The 17,761-nt window shown below is 32.7% G+C and carries 16 protein-coding genes and 2 rRNA genes; 1 reads left to right on the plus strand and 17 read right to left on the minus strand.

Annotated elements, in window-relative coordinates:
* Positions 1-58: 58 nt before the first annotated feature.
* The 12 genes from AB9Q04_RS01095 to AB9Q04_RS01150 all read right to left on the minus strand — a co-directional run bounded on the left by AB9Q04_RS01095 (position 59) and on the right by AB9Q04_RS01150 (position 10,580).
* Positions 59-1,324 (minus strand): CAMP factor family pore-forming toxin, encoded by a 1,266-nt coding sequence (locus AB9Q04_RS01095; protein WP_410023544.1) that lies wholly within the window; start codon positions 1,322-1,324, stop codon positions 59-61.
* 159 nt (positions 1,325-1,483) lie between these two features.
* Positions 1,484-1,612: a hypothetical protein gene (locus tag AB9Q04_RS01100; RefSeq protein ID WP_410023545.1), complete on the minus strand. Its 129-nt coding sequence runs from the start codon at positions 1,610-1,612 to the stop codon at positions 1,484-1,486.
* 89 nt (positions 1,613-1,701) lie between these two features.
* Positions 1,702-2,610: a helix-turn-helix domain-containing protein gene (locus AB9Q04_RS01105; RefSeq protein ID WP_410023546.1), complete on the minus strand. Its 909-nt coding sequence runs from the start codon at positions 2,608-2,610 to the stop codon at positions 1,702-1,704.
* 30 nt (positions 2,611-2,640) lie between these two features.
* Positions 2,641-3,744 (minus strand): tRNA 2-thiouridine(34) synthase MnmA, encoded by a 1,104-nt coding sequence (gene mnmA, locus AB9Q04_RS01110; protein ID WP_410023547.1) that lies wholly within the window; start codon positions 3,742-3,744, stop codon positions 2,641-2,643.
* Positions 3,745-3,781: 37 nt separating this feature from the next.
* Positions 3,782-4,966, minus strand: a complete 1,185-nt coding sequence (locus tag AB9Q04_RS01115; protein WP_410023548.1) for a sensor histidine kinase — start codon at positions 4,964-4,966, stop codon at positions 3,782-3,784.
* Positions 4,963-5,643, minus strand: coding sequence for a response regulator transcription factor (locus AB9Q04_RS01120; RefSeq protein WP_410023549.1), 681 nt, complete (start codon positions 5,641-5,643; stop codon positions 4,963-4,965). Before AB9Q04_RS01120 ends, AB9Q04_RS01115 begins: the two co-directional genes overlap by 4 nt.
* Positions 5,640-6,554 (minus strand): hypothetical protein, encoded by a 915-nt coding sequence (locus AB9Q04_RS01125; protein ID WP_410023550.1) that lies wholly within the window; start codon positions 6,552-6,554, stop codon positions 5,640-5,642. The genes AB9Q04_RS01120 and AB9Q04_RS01125 overlap by 4 nt, the downstream gene beginning before the upstream one ends.
* Positions 6,544-7,305: a hypothetical protein gene (locus tag AB9Q04_RS01130; RefSeq protein WP_410023551.1), complete on the minus strand. Its 762-nt coding sequence runs from the start codon at positions 7,303-7,305 to the stop codon at positions 6,544-6,546. The genes AB9Q04_RS01125 and AB9Q04_RS01130 overlap by 11 nt, the downstream gene beginning before the upstream one ends.
* Positions 7,292-7,966 carry an ABC transporter ATP-binding protein gene (locus AB9Q04_RS01135; RefSeq protein WP_410023552.1) on the minus strand — a complete coding sequence of 225 codons (675 nt, stop codon included), beginning with the start codon at positions 7,964-7,966 and terminating at the stop codon, positions 7,292-7,294. Before AB9Q04_RS01135 ends, AB9Q04_RS01130 begins: the two co-directional genes overlap by 14 nt.
* Before the next feature lie 110 nt (positions 7,967-8,076).
* The gene (locus AB9Q04_RS01140) at positions 8,077-9,138 is read right to left on the minus strand and encodes a cysteine desulfurase family protein (protein WP_410023553.1); all 1,062 of its coding nucleotides are present in this window, start codon (positions 9,136-9,138) and stop codon (positions 8,077-8,079) included.
* Between the two features lie 94 nt (positions 9,139-9,232).
* Positions 9,233-9,457, minus strand: coding sequence for a YdbC family protein (locus AB9Q04_RS01145; RefSeq protein ID WP_410023554.1), 225 nt, complete (start codon positions 9,455-9,457; stop codon positions 9,233-9,235).
* Positions 9,458-9,470: 13 nt separating this feature from the next.
* Complete coding sequence (locus AB9Q04_RS01150) at positions 9,471-10,580, minus strand: GH25 family lysozyme (protein WP_410023555.1); 1,110 nt, start codon at positions 10,578-10,580, stop codon at positions 9,471-9,473.
* Positions 10,581-10,813: 233 nt separating this feature from the next.
* Here AB9Q04_RS01150 and AB9Q04_RS01155 point away from each other — a divergent pair, with 233 nt between their 5' ends.
* Positions 10,814-12,412, plus strand: a complete 1,599-nt coding sequence (locus AB9Q04_RS01155) for a Na/Pi cotransporter family protein (protein WP_410023556.1) — start codon at positions 10,814-10,816, stop codon at positions 12,410-12,412.
* 62 nt (positions 12,413-12,474) lie between these two features.
* Here AB9Q04_RS01155 and AB9Q04_RS01160 read toward each other — a convergent pair whose 3' ends face one another.
* The 5 genes from AB9Q04_RS01160 to AB9Q04_RS01180 form a co-directional block, all read right to left on the minus strand.
* Positions 12,475-12,900, minus strand: a complete 426-nt coding sequence (locus tag AB9Q04_RS01160; protein WP_410023557.1) for a hypothetical protein — start codon at positions 12,898-12,900, stop codon at positions 12,475-12,477.
* A gap of 661 nt (positions 12,901-13,561) precedes the next feature.
* Positions 13,562-15,655: a heavy metal translocating P-type ATPase gene (locus AB9Q04_RS01165; protein ID WP_410023558.1), complete on the minus strand. Its 2,094-nt coding sequence runs from the start codon at positions 15,653-15,655 to the stop codon at positions 13,562-13,564.
* A 19-nt stretch (positions 15,656-15,674) separates the two neighbouring features.
* The gene (locus AB9Q04_RS01170) at positions 15,675-16,124 is read right to left on the minus strand and encodes a CopY/TcrY family copper transport repressor (RefSeq protein WP_410023559.1); all 450 of its coding nucleotides are present in this window, start codon (positions 16,122-16,124) and stop codon (positions 15,675-15,677) included.
* A gap of 1,192 nt (positions 16,125-17,316) precedes the next feature.
* Positions 17,317-17,433, minus strand: a 5S ribosomal RNA gene (gene rrf / locus AB9Q04_RS01175).
* 176 nt (positions 17,434-17,609) lie between these two features.
* Positions 17,610-17,761: ribosomal RNA gene (locus tag AB9Q04_RS01180) — 23S ribosomal RNA — on the minus strand; the annotation flags it as partial.

Consider the following 17,761-nt stretch of genomic DNA (forward strand, 5'->3'; position numbering starts at 1 on the left):
ATCTTTATAAAGGAGGTTTTAATCAATTGAGGACTGCTATATGAATCTTATTTATCTATTATTCAGCTATTTCGCTAGCTTCTTCTACTGGAGTTTCTTCTGATTGAACTTCTTCTGTTTCAGCTTCTAATTCTTCTTCGACTTCTTCATCTTCAGTAGTTTCTTCAATTTCTTCAACTGGTGTTTCATCTTCAACTTCTTCTGTTGATTCTTCTTCAACAGTTTCATCTTCAATTACTGGTTCTTCAACTTCTGGAATTGTTTCTTCAACTTCTTCAGCTTTTTCTTTTACTTGAACTTCTTCTAATTTTCCTAAAGCCTTGTTTGTAGCTGCTACAATAATTTCATCTGCAGCTTCTACTTCATTTATTGTTGCTCTGCTGTTGTTTAAAACTCTATTTGCATCTGCTATCTCTCTATTTAGCTCTTGGATAACTTTTCCGTCTACTTTGCCTTTTAAGCTAAAGTCGCGTAGATTTTTTGCAGCTTTTATATCTTTTTCTAGGACTAGTTTTGTAGATTTATTGGCAGTTTTTTCACCTTCTGGAATAGATTTGTAAGCTTCTTCTGTTTTGCTAACTAGTTCTTCAGTAATAGCTTTTACTTCTGCTACTGTTGCAAAGTTATTTCTTCTTACATCTGTAGCTTTTTTAATTAGTAGGTCAAATTCTGCTAGGGCACTTGGATCTAGTTTATTTTTTAGTTCTGTGTTTCTAGCTTCTTTTGCTCTTGATAGGGCCCTGTCTAATTGTTGAAGTGTGTAGTGAGTTCTTTTTGAATCATCTGTTAGTTTTGGAATCTCACGAGCTTTTTCTAGTGAAGCTGTTAGGTTTTCAGAAGCTTTGTTTAAACCATCTGCTTTTTCAAAGATATTTGTTGCTTTTAGTAGAGCACGTGTTACAGAAAATCCTATAATTACGTGAGCTTGTTGTTCGCTATCAGCTAGCTCTGTTGCATCTGCTGTTATTGTTTCTGCTACGTTTATTAGTAGGTCAATTCTTGGGATAACACTTTTTGTTAGATCAGATACACTTCCGATTGCTCTATTTAATAATTTGCTTGTTAAATCATAAGCATTTTTTAATTCTTTTAACCAGCTTAATGGATTACCAGCAAGACCACCAGCTATATTTTCAAGTCCTTCTATTAGGCTACCTAGGTAGTTTAATTTATCTTTTGCTTCTTTTGCTTGGCTTGACTCTTCAGCAGCATATGCTACGCTTGATAAGGCTGGAGTTTTTTCTGCAATTTTAGTTGCTGGTAAAACTGTGTTTGATAATAGTGCTATGGATAATGCGCTTGCTAAAACTTTACTTTTTTTCATAAATATCTCCTTACATTTGTATAATTAATCTGCTAATTAGACAAAAGCAATTTACTAAGGAGGTAAATGAAATATTCATATTTCTTAATGCTTTTATCTAAATCATTTTTCTTGGTGCTTTTTGCTTACTACTTAGTTAATAATTAGCTTATAAATTTCTTACACTATAGCGAATATATCTATAATATGTTCATCTAGGTCGCCTGCTACTTCTACACTTTTATTTACATTAAAATTTAAAGTTAACATTAATAACAATGTAAAAACTATTGCTTTTTTAAGTTTCATAGTTGTACCTCCTTGTTGATATTATAGTAGCATATGAGAAAAATGATTTAAATACACATTTGTGTGGATGCTTATATTTTATATTAATTTTATTTTAATAGTAGTCCATCTATTTCATTTGATATACTATTTGATAGAATTTCATTGGAGAAAATATTTGTCAAAGTTTTGCAATAATCAAAGCTTAGCTTTGCTTGATTATATTCGTTTAAGTAAAGGTGATTGATACCCTTTGCGTAATAGAGCATATTTAGATATGTGGTCTCCTTTACGGTTTTTGCATTAGCTATTGCTATATTGCATATTTCTAAAGATTTGTCATATTTTTCAAGTCTTGTATAAAAAACTGCCATATTATAGCAAAAAACAAAATAACTATCAATAGAAGAATTTAAATATCCTTCCATTTCCAGCATTATATCCTTATATAGATCAAAATTTCCCTTTTTATACTCGTTTAAAGCTAGGGCTAGCAAAATCCTTAGTGAAAATTCATCGTACTTGTAGTTTTTAAACTTATTAATCTTAAACTTTGAATTCATATCAGCAAGGGCTACCTCCAAATCATTGGATGGATTATCTCCCCTTGCATTATTTTTAATACCCAAGATTCCATTAAAATAGTGCTTGGTTGCAAAAAGCTCTTTTTCACGGGCTAGGTTTGATTTAAAACTAAAGCCATCTAGCTTTTTTATAAGGGCCTTTGCTTTTTCTATAGAAGCGTTATTTAATAAGTCCCCTATTTCTTTTCTAAGAGATAGTAGGTTTTTGTATTCATATTGCCTGTCATTTATTATATCCTTTATATCTATACCTAAATAATTACAGATAGGTACGAGGGTAGATAATCTAGGGTCATTGTCCCCCTTTTCTATACTTCTTATAGTCTCTTCAGAAATAAACATATTTTCAGCTATTTCTTTTCGAGTAACTCCCTTTTGTTCTCTAATCTTTCTAATATCAGATCCTATAAAACTATAATCATTTTGTATAATCATATAAATCTAACTCTCTTCTTTTAGTTATTATCAAACCTTAAGTTTTTTATCCCCATTATAAACTTCATCAATTATTGCAGATCCAATGCAGATATCATCCATATAAAATACAGCTGATTGGCCAGGAGTTACTGCCTTGGTATCATCATAAGTCACTACTATTTGATTATCATCTAAAACTTTAACATGGGCATTTATATCTTTTTGACGATATCTAAATTTAGCTGTACAGTCAAATTCTGTTGGTATCTTTTTATTTGTAAAGGTAGAGAATTCACTTGCATAAAGTTTATTTGAAAGTAAAAGTGGATTATCAGATCCCTGGCAAACTATAAGTTCATTTTTTTCTAAATCTTTACCACAAACAAACCAAGCAGCTCCATCACCACCTATACCAAGACCGCGTCTTTGACCAATCGTGTGATACATTAAACCATCGTGCTTGCCTAATACATTACCTTCTGTATCTACTATATCACCTGGCTGAGCTGGTAGGTAATTACTTAAAAATTCATTAAAGTCACGCTCTCCTATAAAGCAAATACCTGTAGAGTCTTTCTTATTGGCAGTGGCAAGATTATGTTTTTTTGCAATTTCTCTTACTTCAGATTTTTCTAATTCTCCTACAGGAAATAGAACATCTTTAATTTGATCTTGGGATAATTGGCTTAGAAAATAAGTTTGATCTTTATTATTATCTACCCCGCGGAGCATAATTGTTTCATCACCAGACCTATCTACTCTTGCATAGTGGCCGGTTGCTACATAGTCTGCCCCTAGATTTTTGGCATAGTCTAAAAATGCCTTAAATTTTATTTCCTTATTGCACATGATATCAGGGTTGGGGGTCCTACCTTTTTTGTACTCATCTAAAAAGTAGGTAAACACTCTATCATAATATTCTTTTTCAAAGTTGATTGAATAATATGGGATACCTATCTGGTTTGCTATAGCTACTGCATCTTCAAAGTCTTCTTCCGCAGTACAAACACCATTTTCATCCGTATCATCCCAGTTTTTCATAAATATTCCAACTACATCGTAGCCTTCTTCTTTTAAAAGTAGGGCAGCTACTGAGGAGTCTACCCCACCGCTAATACCTACTACTACTTTCGTATCCTTTTTTTCTTTCACGGCCCCTCCTTGTATACTAGAGAATTACTATACTTTATTAAAAGCTGATTACAAAGCCATCTTTATAGGAAATTTTCCATTTATGAATCTCGCAAATCTTCTTAACATTCGCAAGGCCCATGCCACGAAGTTTTTCCCCCTGGCGGCTTGTATCACCAGTAAATAGGGGATCAAATATATTTTCTATATCTTTAGAATCTATACCCCTACCATTGTCCTTAAAAATAAGGTTATTATCTTTAAAATTAATTGTAATTATGACGTCTTTTTCATTATGGTCTATGGAATTTTGGATTAAATTTTGAAGTAATCTTTGAAATAGTTTATAATCCACATCTATAAAAAATTTATCATTCTCATCAAATAATATTTCTATATAGGCTTTATTTTCTAAAAAATAAGAGTAATTATCTCCCACGTATCTACGAACAAACTCTAAAATATCTTTGTTTTTCTTTTCTATCACAAAATTATCAATACTTGAAAATTCTAAGAGCTCATCTACTCTGTCATTTAAAATTCCTGCATTTCTTTCAATTATTTTAAGATAAGATTCTTTTTTTTCATTAATAACCAGATTTTCATCCAAGGCCTTACTGTAAGATAATATAACTGCTAGGGGTGTTTTTACATCATGGGCAATGCCTTTAAATAAAAGATCCCTATCTCTTTCTTGTTTTTCATAGATTTCTGCTAGTTCATTATTAATTTTATAGGATAACCAGCGGACTATTAAATAGATGATTAAAATATAACTACCAATAATTAAGAATAAAAATATTAATATATTTTTTTTAAGGGTACTTTCTCCCTTGTTTAGATTAAAATTTATAGTTGACGAAACCTTATCATTGGGATAGCTTAAAAAAAACTTGTTTCCATCATTAGTATTAAAAACAAAGGTATTTTGGCCATTATCGCCAAGAGTTACAAGATCTAAAAGCTCAGAACTTGAATATTCTTCGTTAATTTTTTTATTATAAGTTCTTATTACCTTATTACCATCCACTACAAAGCCAGACCCACCAAGTTCTGCTATTTTATCCCAATTTAATGAGCTTTCATCAACATTATCAGCAATTGGTATATATTCTCCAAAAATATTATCGAAGGTATTGTCATTTAAAATTTTTGATATGCTGGTAAAAAATAATGCTGTTGCTATTATAAATACTATTATAAAAATAATAGTATTCTTGAAAATATTTTTTTTAGTATTCATTCTTCTTTGCTAAGCATATATCCTAGGCCTCTTATGGTAATTATTTTTGTTGGACTTCTAGGATTATCTTCTATTTTATCTCTCAGGTTTGAGATATGAACCATGATTGTATTATCGTCTTCATAATAATATGATTGCCACAAGTTTTCATATATTTCTTGTTTAGTAAATACTTTGCCAGGAGTGCTCATAAACATTGTTAAAAGTTCATATTCTTTGGAACGTAGATTTAAAACATTTTCATTCTTATAAATCAGTCTTTTATCCTTATCCCAACTTAAATTCCCTACTTTTATAATATTATTAGACCTACGGTTATTTCTTCTTAAAAGAGCAATAACCCTTGCCACCAGCTCTGCTGGGTCAAAGGGTTTTGCTAAATAGTCATCCGCACCAAGATATAAACCTTCTATCTTATCCTTTACACTGGATTTGGCTGATAAAAATATTATAGGAAAATCTCTGTCATTGCCAATAGCTTTTAAAACTTCTATTCCATCCATTTCTGGCATCATTATATCTAGAATCATCAGAGAGATTTTGTCATTTTTTAGAAATTCTAATGCTTCTTTTCCATTTTTAGCTTCAAACACCTTAAAACTACTATTTTCTAGATAAAGTGTAACTATATTGCAAATTTCATTATTATCATCAACTACTAAAATTTTCTCATTCACAAAATATTTCCTTTTTTTAACATCTTATCAAAATTATTTTTTCTACTAAAATCTAAATTCTCTTTCCAGCTTGGGTAATGTTTATCTAGTATTTTAGCCTTTAAAGAGCCTTTCGAGTAATATGACTCATCAATACTATTAAAAATCCTATCACTATATTTTATATAAGGATCATCTGCTATAGCAACCATATATTTTTCCTCTACAAATCTTGCTGTTCCTTCTATAAACTCCTTGTAGTTTTCCATTTCTACAAAATATTCATAGTGATCGGGAAAATTTGTTTTCACATAAGATAAGCGTTTATCTCTAGCATTTTTATATAGGCTAGCATCCTTATTTTCATACAAGGATAGCAAAGCCCTATACTCATCTTCCCAAAGTTTCTTATAAGTTTTATCCTCGTCTAAGCTCTTACATAATGTTATAAATTTATCATAGACTGGATCTTCATAATCAATATCATTATCTAGAATATCTACCACTTCACTCAGCCCATGCTCCATTTGAAAACAGTGAAAGGATTCATGAATTATAACTGATTTATATTTACTTTGTAGGCTAGAATTTGCAGAAGCACCTTGGTCAGTGATATCCCTAAATTTTTCAAAAGGTACAGCCTTTATTAGTGGTTTGTTTCCTTCTTTTAAAGCTTCAATACTTGCTACTGGTTGGTCTGAAGTTTTTTTAGTAATCTTTCCATGATCATATCTAAACTCTTTATTAGAATTATACCTAATATCTTTCATATAGTCTTTATTTTTAAACTCTGACCATAGCTTTTCAGTATTATAAGTATTTACTTCTTCTATTAAAGCTAGGGTAGTTTTATCAATGCTAGTTATGCGATTTTGATAGTTAAAAATTATTAGGAAAGCTCCAACTAAGAAATAAATTATTTTATTTTTCATCTCCTACCTTCCATTTCTTTACTAAATAATATATACCTACTAAAATCCATATATAAAGCAAGCACTGACCTAGCAATCTCATATTGGTAAATTCTCCTAAAAATAAATCACGGGCAATCTTTCCAAAATCATCTATAGGCGGGAATATATATAAAATCCTAACCATAATTTCTGCAATAATGCCACCTTGCATTTCTAAAATAAAAGTTAATAGTCCCCTTAGCACACCAATTATTACAAAAAATATACCAAATAAGGACCCAGCTGCAGGATTAAATAATAAATTTAGAATCCCCATTATTAGATTTACTATAAATATAGTTAGTAGATAAATTAGAATGGCTAGTAGAAAACCTAAAAGGCTTATTTTAGGTCTTTGTATTATAATATTTATAAGCATTCCAATTAGAAGCAATATGCCCATAACCATACTTATAAATACATCCGCTTTAAATATTTGGCTAATTTGTTTTTTAAGCCTTAATCCATGGACACTTAAGATATCTGGTAAATCACTTGTTAAATATTTTTTAAAGCTTCCTGTAGATAGTGTCACTGCTGCCAAAGAAGATATTAAACTTATAATCGTCCATTGAATTCCGTATTTTCCGATATCCCCACTAGTATTCATTCCTGGTGCAGTAACTTCCATCCCTCTAGCTAAAAATGTAATTATTAATCCTATGATGGCAAAAATAACAAATGATGATTTGCTCAAATTTTCTTTTATATGTAACTTAGTGAGGTTCATAATCTATCTCCTTTGCAAAGTCTAAAAATATTTGAGAAAGTGGTTTTTGCTTAAAGTCATCCCTAGAAAATTCTTTAAACTCCTTAGGCCCCATAATTATAAGACCTCTGTCGGCTATTTTTTCTACATCATATAGTAAGTGAGAATTTAAAAGTATCGCTTTATCCGATGATTTTAGGTCTTTTATTAAATCTTGCATGGCCATCTGTCCAAAAAAATCTAGTCCACTTGCAGGTTCATCCAATAGAATTATATCAGGATTACCAATCAGTGACTGCGCTACTGCTAGTCTTTGTAGCATTCCTTTGGAATAATTTAAAATTTTAGTATTATTAGCTGGATTTAGACCTACTTTTTTCATCAATTCATCAATATTATCATCTGATTCATGGTGATATTTGATAAGTTCTAGAAATTCTTTGCCTGTTAAGATTTCTGGAAATTTTGGAGTTTCTGGACTATATCCAATTTTGTATTGCTCTTTACTAATCTCGCCTTCATAGGCTCTATCAAGTCCAAGCATCATACGGATAAGTGTGGTCTTTCCAATGCCATTTGGCCCTATTAAAGCAAATATTTCTCCCTTTTTTAGTTCAAGATTTAAGTTCTCATAGATGATTTTTTGATCAAATTTTTTATTTAAGTTCTTTATTGTTAGCATATTTCTTCCTCCTTATAAGTATTATAAGCTACTAACATTTGCTTAAACTTAAACAAATCTTAAATCTTTCTTAAATATTGGCACAAAAAAATCAGCCCTCACGGCTGATCTTATAAATTTGATAAAACTTCTATAACTTTATCTATTTCTTCTTTAGTATTTTGATAACCAAAAGAAAACCTTACGGAGTGATTTGCCCTTTTTTCATCATACATATTTGTAATGACATGGCTTGGTAAAAAACTACCTGCCCTACAAGCTGATCCTGCCGATGCACATATCCCGTTCATATCAAGGTAGGTAAGTAAAAAGTCTGACTTATAATCATCAAAATAAATATTTAAAATGTGGGCTGAAGTTTTTTCTATATCTCCATTTATTTCAAAGTTTACATCAATTTTTGAAAGTTCATTTACAAAATATTCTTTTAATTCTTTGATTTTTTCACGCTCTTCTAGCATTTTTGGAAAACTTTCTGCCATGGAGTAGGCTCCTGCTACAAATGAAGTACCTGCACGGCGATTTTTTTCTTGTTCTCCACCCTTCATAAATGAAGGGAGGTTCTCTCTCAAATACATGGCTCCAAAACCATTTAGGCCACCTATCTTATGTCCTGATATAGCTAGCGAATCACATTTTAATTCTTCAACATCTATATCCACATGGCCATAGGCTTGGACTGCATCTATATGAAACCATATGTCCTTATCAGATAAGTATTCTCCAACTTCTTTTACTGGCTCTATGGATCCTGTTTCATTGTTTACATACATAATTACAACAAGTTTTGTATTTTCACTTACTTTATTTTTTAAGTCGTCTAGTGAAATTTGTCCGTTTTTATCAACCTTTAGTAAAACTGAATTATCTTTTCCTATGGTATTTAAAATAGAATCATGTTCTATAGCTGTTGTTATTATTTCGCTATTCTTAAAGGCATTTATTACTGTATTATTTACTTCAGTTGCCCCCGATGTAAATATGACATCCTTAGGATTTGCCCCTATGGAAGTTGCTATTTTTCTTCTAGATTCTTCTAAAATCATCTTGGCATTGCGCCCCATAGCATGGGTACTTTCCGGGTTGCCATCAAAGTCTTTTGTGTGCTCTAAAATATATTTTATTATTTCTTCTCTTTTTATTGCAGTAGCTGCATTATCCAAATAAATCATTATATCACCTAGTTCTAAATATACTTCAAAAGCTTGATATTTAAAGCTTTAGATAAGAAAAACCTTAAGAAAATTAATTCTTAAGGTCTCTTATTTATTCACCAAATTCTTCGCTTAGGACGTTAAAAAGTACTTCTGCTTCTTCGTTGGTTAGGGTGACACCCTTTCTCATTCTTGTGTGATCTTCATTCCAGTCACGGATGTCAAACTTTGGATCACGATCATTCCAGCTTACAAGATTTAATTCCTTAGTCCATCCTTTGCCATTATCAGAAAGTACTCCTAAAGTTTCAACTATATCATATTTAATTTCTGCCATTATTCTCTCCTTTTTACGCATTAGCTAGTCTTTGGTTAACTGCATTCTGTATTATATTATAATTATACCCAGCATAGGTAAGTCTTCTTTGCCTGTCAGATCCTACTCCCCATTTACCAGCTAGGATTTCATCTACTAAAATGTTCATTGGTTTTTTTGATACGCCTTTTATTATATACGGATAGTCTTTATAAACGACATTCATATCGATATTGCCCCCATAACCATTTATTCTTCCCGTATGGGAATATTGCCAGGAGTCAAAATCTGACTGGTTATAGGCAGTAAAATCTTTTGAATCATAATCAGCTATCCAAAATTCATATTTATTTCTTACATCTCGAGTTAAATAATTTTTAGCAAACCAAGGGTAAGAATAGATCCCTGCAACATATCCTCGTGCCTGCATAGATTTTACAAAAGCTTCGGCAGCACTTGATATTTCCCCTTTGCTAGCTTTTGTTTGTCTTTTATCATCTTCTATATCAATATAAACTGGTAGCGATACATTTTTATCTTTTATGATATCATATACATAGTCTGCTTCTAAAAGGGCCTCAGCCGCATTGATAGCTCTTGAATAATGATAAAAACCTATGGGAACATTGCGTTTGTTTAACTCGTTATAATGTCTTTCTACATTATAATCTTTTCTAATATTTAAAGTTTTAGCATCTGTAATTGATGTTCTTAAAATAGCCCCGTCTATATCACTAGCAAATTTATTGTAGTCAATTTTATTTGGATCTTGGTGCTCAGATATATCAACTACCTTTTTATAAACCGGTGTTTTGGAATAAATAGGAGCTGGATTTGTATCTTCAAGGTGGGTTTCTTTAGTTATAATTTTTTCTATATCTCCATTATCATCTACTATTACTTCTTCTGAAATGATTACTTCTTCTACTTCATAATTAGGAGCTATGGTGTTATTAGGATCTGCCAAATAATCCGCTTTTCTTTTTTCCACAGCATCTTTATCATAGGGGATATTATTATCAATAAAAACCTGATCTAGATTAGTGTCATCATACTTAATTACATCGGAAGCATAGGCAACACTTGGAAAAACAATTGTAAAAGCAAGTCCCAGCCCAGCCCATTTTATTTTTAAACTAGCCATAAGATATTCCTTTCATTAGTAGCTATATTATAAAATATATAGCATATATTTTCAAATTTATAGTCCTTTATTTTGTCTTAAAATACAGCGAAGAATTAAAATTTATAATATGGTAAAATATAAGTTACGGGCCATTTTAGATAAGCTCTAAAATTTATAATCCTAAGGGGTTACGGATTATAAATTATACAATTACATATTAGATAAAAATAATGAATGATAATGGAGGGTTTATGTCAATTAATTATTTTATCGGGTTACTGGGCGGACTTGCCATATTTTTATACGGTATGGAGATGATGAGTAACGGTCTAGAGCTAGTAGCAGGAGATAAGCTTAGGGTCATTATAGAAAAAATGATCTCAAATTTCTTTAAAGCTATTTTTGTAGGTACCCTTGTAACAGCCATCATCCAGTCCTCATCTGCAACTACAGTTATGGTCGTAGGTTTTGTAAATGCAGGACTTATGACTATTTACCAAGCTGTGGGTATTATAATGGGTGCCAATATCGGTACAACCATTACAGGTCAGCTTGTAGCCTTAAATATTTCAGCAATGGCGCCAATAATCGCTTTTATTGGTTTTATTCTACATTCTTTCTCTAAAGATAGTAGGAAGGCTTCTTTAGGTCAAGCAATAATGGGCCTGGGATTTTTATTTATGGGTATGGATTTTATGAGTAATGCAATGGAACCTTTGAGAGATTACCCTGGTTTCGTTACAATGATGACAAGATTTGAAAATCCATTCATTGGAGTAATCGCAGGTACATTAATTACAGCTATTATTCAATCATCATCTGCAGCCTTAGGTATCTTACAGGCTATAGCCAACCAAGGAGTTATACCATTTAAATCATCTATGTATATAGTATTAGGTTTTAATATTGGTACCTGTATAACCTCAGTTCTATCAACCCTAGGCTCATCCAAAAACGCAAAAAGAACTGCCCTAGCACACGTACTATTTAATATTATAGGTACATTTATCTTTATAATCCTTTCTATTTTTATACCAATAGATAAGATTGTGCTAAGCTTTTCTAGAGAACTACCAGCTGCACAAATAGCAAACTTACACACATTATTTAACATAGCTACAACAATCATATTGCTACCATTTTCGAGAAAGCTAGCTGAATTATCTATAAGATTAATACCAGGAAAGGACAAAGAGCAAGAAGAAATGAGCCTGCAATATATCAACAAAAACGTTAGCAAAGACGCTCGCGCTACATTTACAGATGTCAGAGCTGAAATAAATAGACTGCTAGATATAGTAAATAAAAATTACCAATATGCTATAAATCTTTTAATTAAATTCGATGAAGACAAATACGATAAAATTTTCCAAACAGAAAAGGTAGTAAATCATCTTAACAAAGAAATTTCAGCTTTTATAATAGATGCTCTATCCTTGCCAATGGATGAAGAAACATCAGCAAACTTCGTTTCCTACCTTAGAATTTCACGTAACCTAGAAAGAGTAGGCGATCATTCTAAAAATATAGCAGACGTGGCAAAATTAAAAGAAGAAGAAAAGCTAGATTTTACAAATATAGCCTACCAAGATTTAGAAACTTTAAATTACACTATTGAAAAAATGTTAGAGGTAATGCGTGAGGACCTATCAAAAGAAGAAAGAGTAAAAAACACAGGCACATACTATAGAAAAATTCAAAAAGATATTGACAAATTTAGGCTAGACCATATGCTAAGAATGAGAGATAGAACATGCGATCCAGAAAGTGGTTTACTATACGAAAAAACACTAACAGCAATGGAGAGAATATCTGCGTATCTTTCAAACGCAGCTAAGCTATCAATTTAATAAAAATAAAATCGACAGCTATTAAAAACTGTCGATTTTTTATTTTTAAAACTTAAGCTAGCTTAATCAGCACTAATAAAAGCCATTGCCATATCAAAACCAGATTTATTGGCTAGGTTTATAGACTTAATATGAGAAAATTGAGTTGAATATATAGGAGTGACACCTATATTTTCTTTAATAACTATATAAGCCAAATTATTCACCAATATAGGCATAATATTTTTGTATTTGCTATCATAAGAGAACTTTTCCACTCCAAATTCCCATAGATACTTAGAATTTACATTAACGCCAGTAAGGCCAACTAGCTTATCTTTATCATAGTAAGCTAGTGCATCCATATCCTTGTAGTATCCATCATCAAAGGCAAAGCACATATTACTTATACTTTTAAACTTGTAAAAATCTTTTTTATCTATTCTCATAAATTTATAATCAGATTCTATCTTCTTAAAACTATTATTTGCTACATATATAGGGCCCATATTTTTTATAGCAATCAAGTTTTCGTTACAGGTTATTATAATATATCAAATTTTATACTAAAAAAACTTAGTCAAATGATTAAGTCTCACTTCGCTCGCCATTCAAGAAGTCCCCATTATATAGGGAATACTTTCTTCCACAAGCCATACGGGCTTATTTTCTGTATTAGTTATAGTTAAACATCCATTTATGGATTGTCAAAACCTCTTTTTACAATCCACTTACTTTGTATATAAATCTCGAGCACTTTTTCTTGTTGGAGGGTGTGTGGGTAACTATCCACGACAAAGCCCTTTTCAACATCCTTTTCTAATGAGTGACTCTTAACTAATGAATTTAACCACGCCTCAAAACTAGCATCATTTATTCATATATTCCTGCACTTTAAATTTAAATGTATCCTTCTCCTTGGCTTTTTTTCCTAACATTTTGCCTGTTAAAATAGCGTTCAAATGGTACTTATCTCTTAGCCTTTTTGCCTTTTTAGCTCAGGGCAGACTTAAAATAATCATCCTCATAGTCTTTTCTCATTATAAAGAAAATCTTGAAAAACAATAAAAGAAAGAGATGATTTTTAAAGTACCTACATCTCTTCCTTTCCTGTAAAACTATTAAATTTTCATTAAGGGGTTCCAATTATTCTATATGTTAACCGTTATTCTATTTTGAATCTAATTTTAATAAAATAGCATTAATTGCGACTATGACTGTTGACACAGACATTAAAATTGCTCCTAATGCAGGGCTTAATGTGATACCAATAGGGGCCAAAATTCCTGCTGCTAGAGGGATAGCTATAAAGTTATAACCAGCTCCCCAAAAGAGGTTTTGTTTCATTTTACGAGTTGTTTTGTGTGCTAATTCAATGAATGATTCAATATCTCCTGGATCAGATTGAGTCAAGATAACATCAGCTGAATCCAATGCAACTTGAGTTCCAGCTCCAACAGCTATACCAACGTCTGCCATAGCAAGAGAAGGGGCATCATTGACACCGTCACCTACCATGATAACTTTTTTTCCTTCATCTTTAAGTGTTTTAACTAACTCATATTTGTCTTGTGGAGATTGATTTGATCTATATTCAATCCCTAAGTCTTCTGCCGCTCCTTGAGCCGCTTTTTCATTATCACCTGTTGCCATAATTGGCTCTATATTATTATTTTTAAGAGCTTGTATTAACTCTTTGCTGGTTGGTTTTAATTCGTCTCCTAAGGCTACAGCACCAATGGCATCATCGTTTTCTGTTAATATACTGAGAGTTGCTCCTTTTGGAATATCCATATCCAGATTACGTCCGTATGCTTTTTGGCTGATTAATTGGTAACTATGGCCCTTGGCTTTACCTTCTACCCCAGCACCGGAAATCACATCAATTGAATCAAATGATACTGGACTTATACCTTGCTGCTTAGCGAAATTTATAATTGATTGAGCAATTGGGTGGCTAGACCCACCTTCAATACCTGCCAATAATGCAGTGATATCCTCTTTTGTATATTTGTCATTAAGAAGTTTTACATCTAATACTTTAAACTCACCAGTTGTTAAAGTACCTGTTTTATCTAAAATCATCACATCTGCATCTTGAGCTATTTCTAAGGATTGGCGGTCTTTTACTAGTAAGCCACGACTTGCCCCTAAGCTTGTGCTACGAGCGGTGACCAATGGAATAGCTAGACCCAAGGCGTGAGGACAAGCTATAACTAATGTTGTGATAGCAAATTTTACTGCCGTTGGGATGTCCGCTATAAGCGTCCATACTACAATAGCTATTAGTGCGACAGTTACCGCAATATAGAACAGCCATCCCGCAACTTTTTGAGCAATATTTTCTGCACGAGAAGGTTGACTTTGAGCTTGGCTGATTAAATCCTGTACTTGAGATATAAAGGACTTATCACCTGTCTCAAGTACTTTAATATAAAGAACCCCTTCCCCATTTGTTGAGCCCCCGATCACTTCATCGCCAGGTCCTTTTTTAATTGACTTAGATTCCCCAGTCAAAAGAGCTTCATTTAGACGTGATTCTCCGCGCTCGATAGTTCCATCTGCCGGCACATTTTCTCCGGCTTGAACACGAATTAAATCACCTACCTTTAAGTCAGCAACTGGACGTGTTTCAATGGAATCGTCATCTAATACGACATGAGCATCTTTTGGTACTAGCTTAGCCAGTTCTTCTTGTGCATCTCCTGCTTCTCCAATAGCCTTCATCTCAATCCAGTGACCCAATAACATGATTAATAGTAATGAAGCAAATTCAAAGAAAAAGTCCATGACCTGTTCACCCGTTACGTAGCTAGCTATAACAGTATAAATACTGTATAAATATGAAACACTTATACCTAAAGAAACGAGTGCCATCATTCCAGGTTCTTTTTGTTTAAATTCGTCAACTGCACCTTGATAGAACGGACGTCCACCATAAATAATTAATATAGTAGATAAAATAGCTACTACAATATCAGAATATGGAAAATTAAACTGGAATGGTAGGTCAAACCCAGCCATAGGGGATAAGAGCATAATAATGATTCCTAGTGGCAATGACTTTAAGAAAAGTTCCTTAAAGTTTCCATGATGATGCTCATGCCCACTGTGCCCACCGTGGTCATGGCCAGCATGATGGTCGTGATGTTGATCCTTATTATGGTCTCCATGTTCTTCCGCGCTTACGTGCTCATGTTTTGAATGATCCATGTCGCCATGATTATGGTGACTATGGGACGAATGTTTGTTGTTATTCTTCATTTTAAATTCCTCCTTATTCTTAATGATGATGTAAATGACACTCGCATTGTCCTTCTGGACAATTGCAATCCACTTCTTCTACTGCGAAAGATTTTTTCATCTCTAATATTTTTTCTAGTCGATCTATATCATCGAAGCTTAAGACATGATCTTCAATGATGTTTCCTATGACATTTCCGACTTTCTTTCGGCAAATACGGTTAAAAATATCCTCTGTGTAATCCCTTACGGCTTCTTTCTCTTCAATATTGGCAGTGTAAATAAACTTTCTATCTTCTTGCTCTGTATTTAGTACGCCTTTTTCAACTAATCGACCTAAGATCGTTTTGATAGTGGATTGTGTCCAGTCCATTTTTTCTTTCAAAATGGAGATGACTTCTTTACTAGTTACTCGATCATTTGCCCAAACTACACGCATGACTTCCCATTCAGCATCTGTGATATGAGTATTATATTCTATTGCATCCATTTTCTTTCCCTCCTTTCCGTCTACAATTGTAGACTTAATACTTAAAATAAGTTTACTCTTGTAAACCAATCTTGTCAAGTACTTTTTTAATATGTAAGCAGTTGTTATTGCCTTTTTTTCATTTTTACTCAATACTAATCATAGGCTTACATTGATTTACTTTTATTAATTTTGGAATTATAAACAATTAAGAAAAGAGATATAAATATATATCAAATGGTAAAATAAGACAGGATAAAGACAAAGTTAAACGGAATGTCGCCCTTTATTACAGAATAAATTCCAGTTAAAAATTATTTAGTGTTCACTGGTTCAGGTAATGACTAAGTTTATCTAAGTTAACCATCCCATGGAACCAGCAATATGTAGGGAGTGATTTCCTATATGAATCAGACGTGCTTGTTTTAAGTATTAGGTATACATAAACACCCGTTGATTTAGGGTCCATAAATTCAGATACAATTGTTTATGCCGAAAACTTAGTGCGATTGCACGGTAGAGTTTGCTAGGCAAGCGGGTTTCCAGTCCTCCATCAACTGGACGGGCTAGATAGGTATTTAAGCAATAAAAAAGAACTAGTAGTAAAACTAGTTCTTGATTACTTAGCAACTTCCACCAAAACACATTAGCTTCGCTAATTCCCCGCCACTCCCGTGGCTTATTTTGGGGTCAAATGTGCCAAATCAAGGCACATTTAACACTCAACGGTTAGTCACTCTCCTAGAGTAATCGTATAGACTTAATAGCTCATATTTTGAATTTAAAAAGAGCTAGTCAATTGACTTGCTCTGCTTATTTGGCGATTTTTTACTTTACCGAACTTAAGTACGCCTTACCTGGTATATTTAAGACTAAAACATACTACGGTCAGTAACGAGTTTTAGCGAATCATCCTTAAATAAACTCTTCAGACTAGATAGGTGTAATAACTTGTACTAAAAAAGACTGGAAATTATTCCAGTCTTAATTGTTTAGCGACTTCCTACTCTACCGGGAGGTCGCCCTCCGAGTACCATCGGCGTTGCAAGGCTTAACTTCTATGTTCGGTATACATAAATATGCCTTGATTTGGCATATTTATGCCGAAAACTTAGCCCGGTAGGGCGGAAGAGCTTTTGAAAAAAAGCGGGTTTTCGTGTTAGGTGTATTCTATTAATAAAAAAGAACTAGTCATTCGACTAGCTCTTAGTTTATTTAGCGACTTCCTACTCTACCGGGAGGTCACCCTCCGAGTACCATCGGCGTTAGTAAGCTTAACTTCTGTGTTCGGTATGGGAACAGGTGTATCCTTACTGCCATCGTCACTATATTATGACCTAACCCGAAAACTTGTTTTCGCTGGTAGGTCAGATGTCGCGAAACAGAAATCTCTGATTTCGTCTTGTAGCCGACCCTATCAGCTTAAAGTTTGAGTTGGTGTTTATGAACCTATAAATAGCATCTAATCTTATAAATTAGACCTCACACTCGTGAGAAACAATATTTCCAGTCAAGATTAAACGCATTCGTATCCATTAGCTTAATGCATTACTGCACTTACACCTTGGACCTATCAAACGCATTTTCTTTACGTACTTTTAGAAATCTTATCTTGAGGGTTGCTTCGTACTTAGATGCTTTCAGTACTTATCAATTCC

The organism is Anaerococcus groningensis (genome assembly GCF_046365465.1).
GTDB classification, from domain to species: Bacteria; Bacillota; Clostridia; order Tissierellales; family Peptoniphilaceae; genus Anaerococcus; species Anaerococcus groningensis.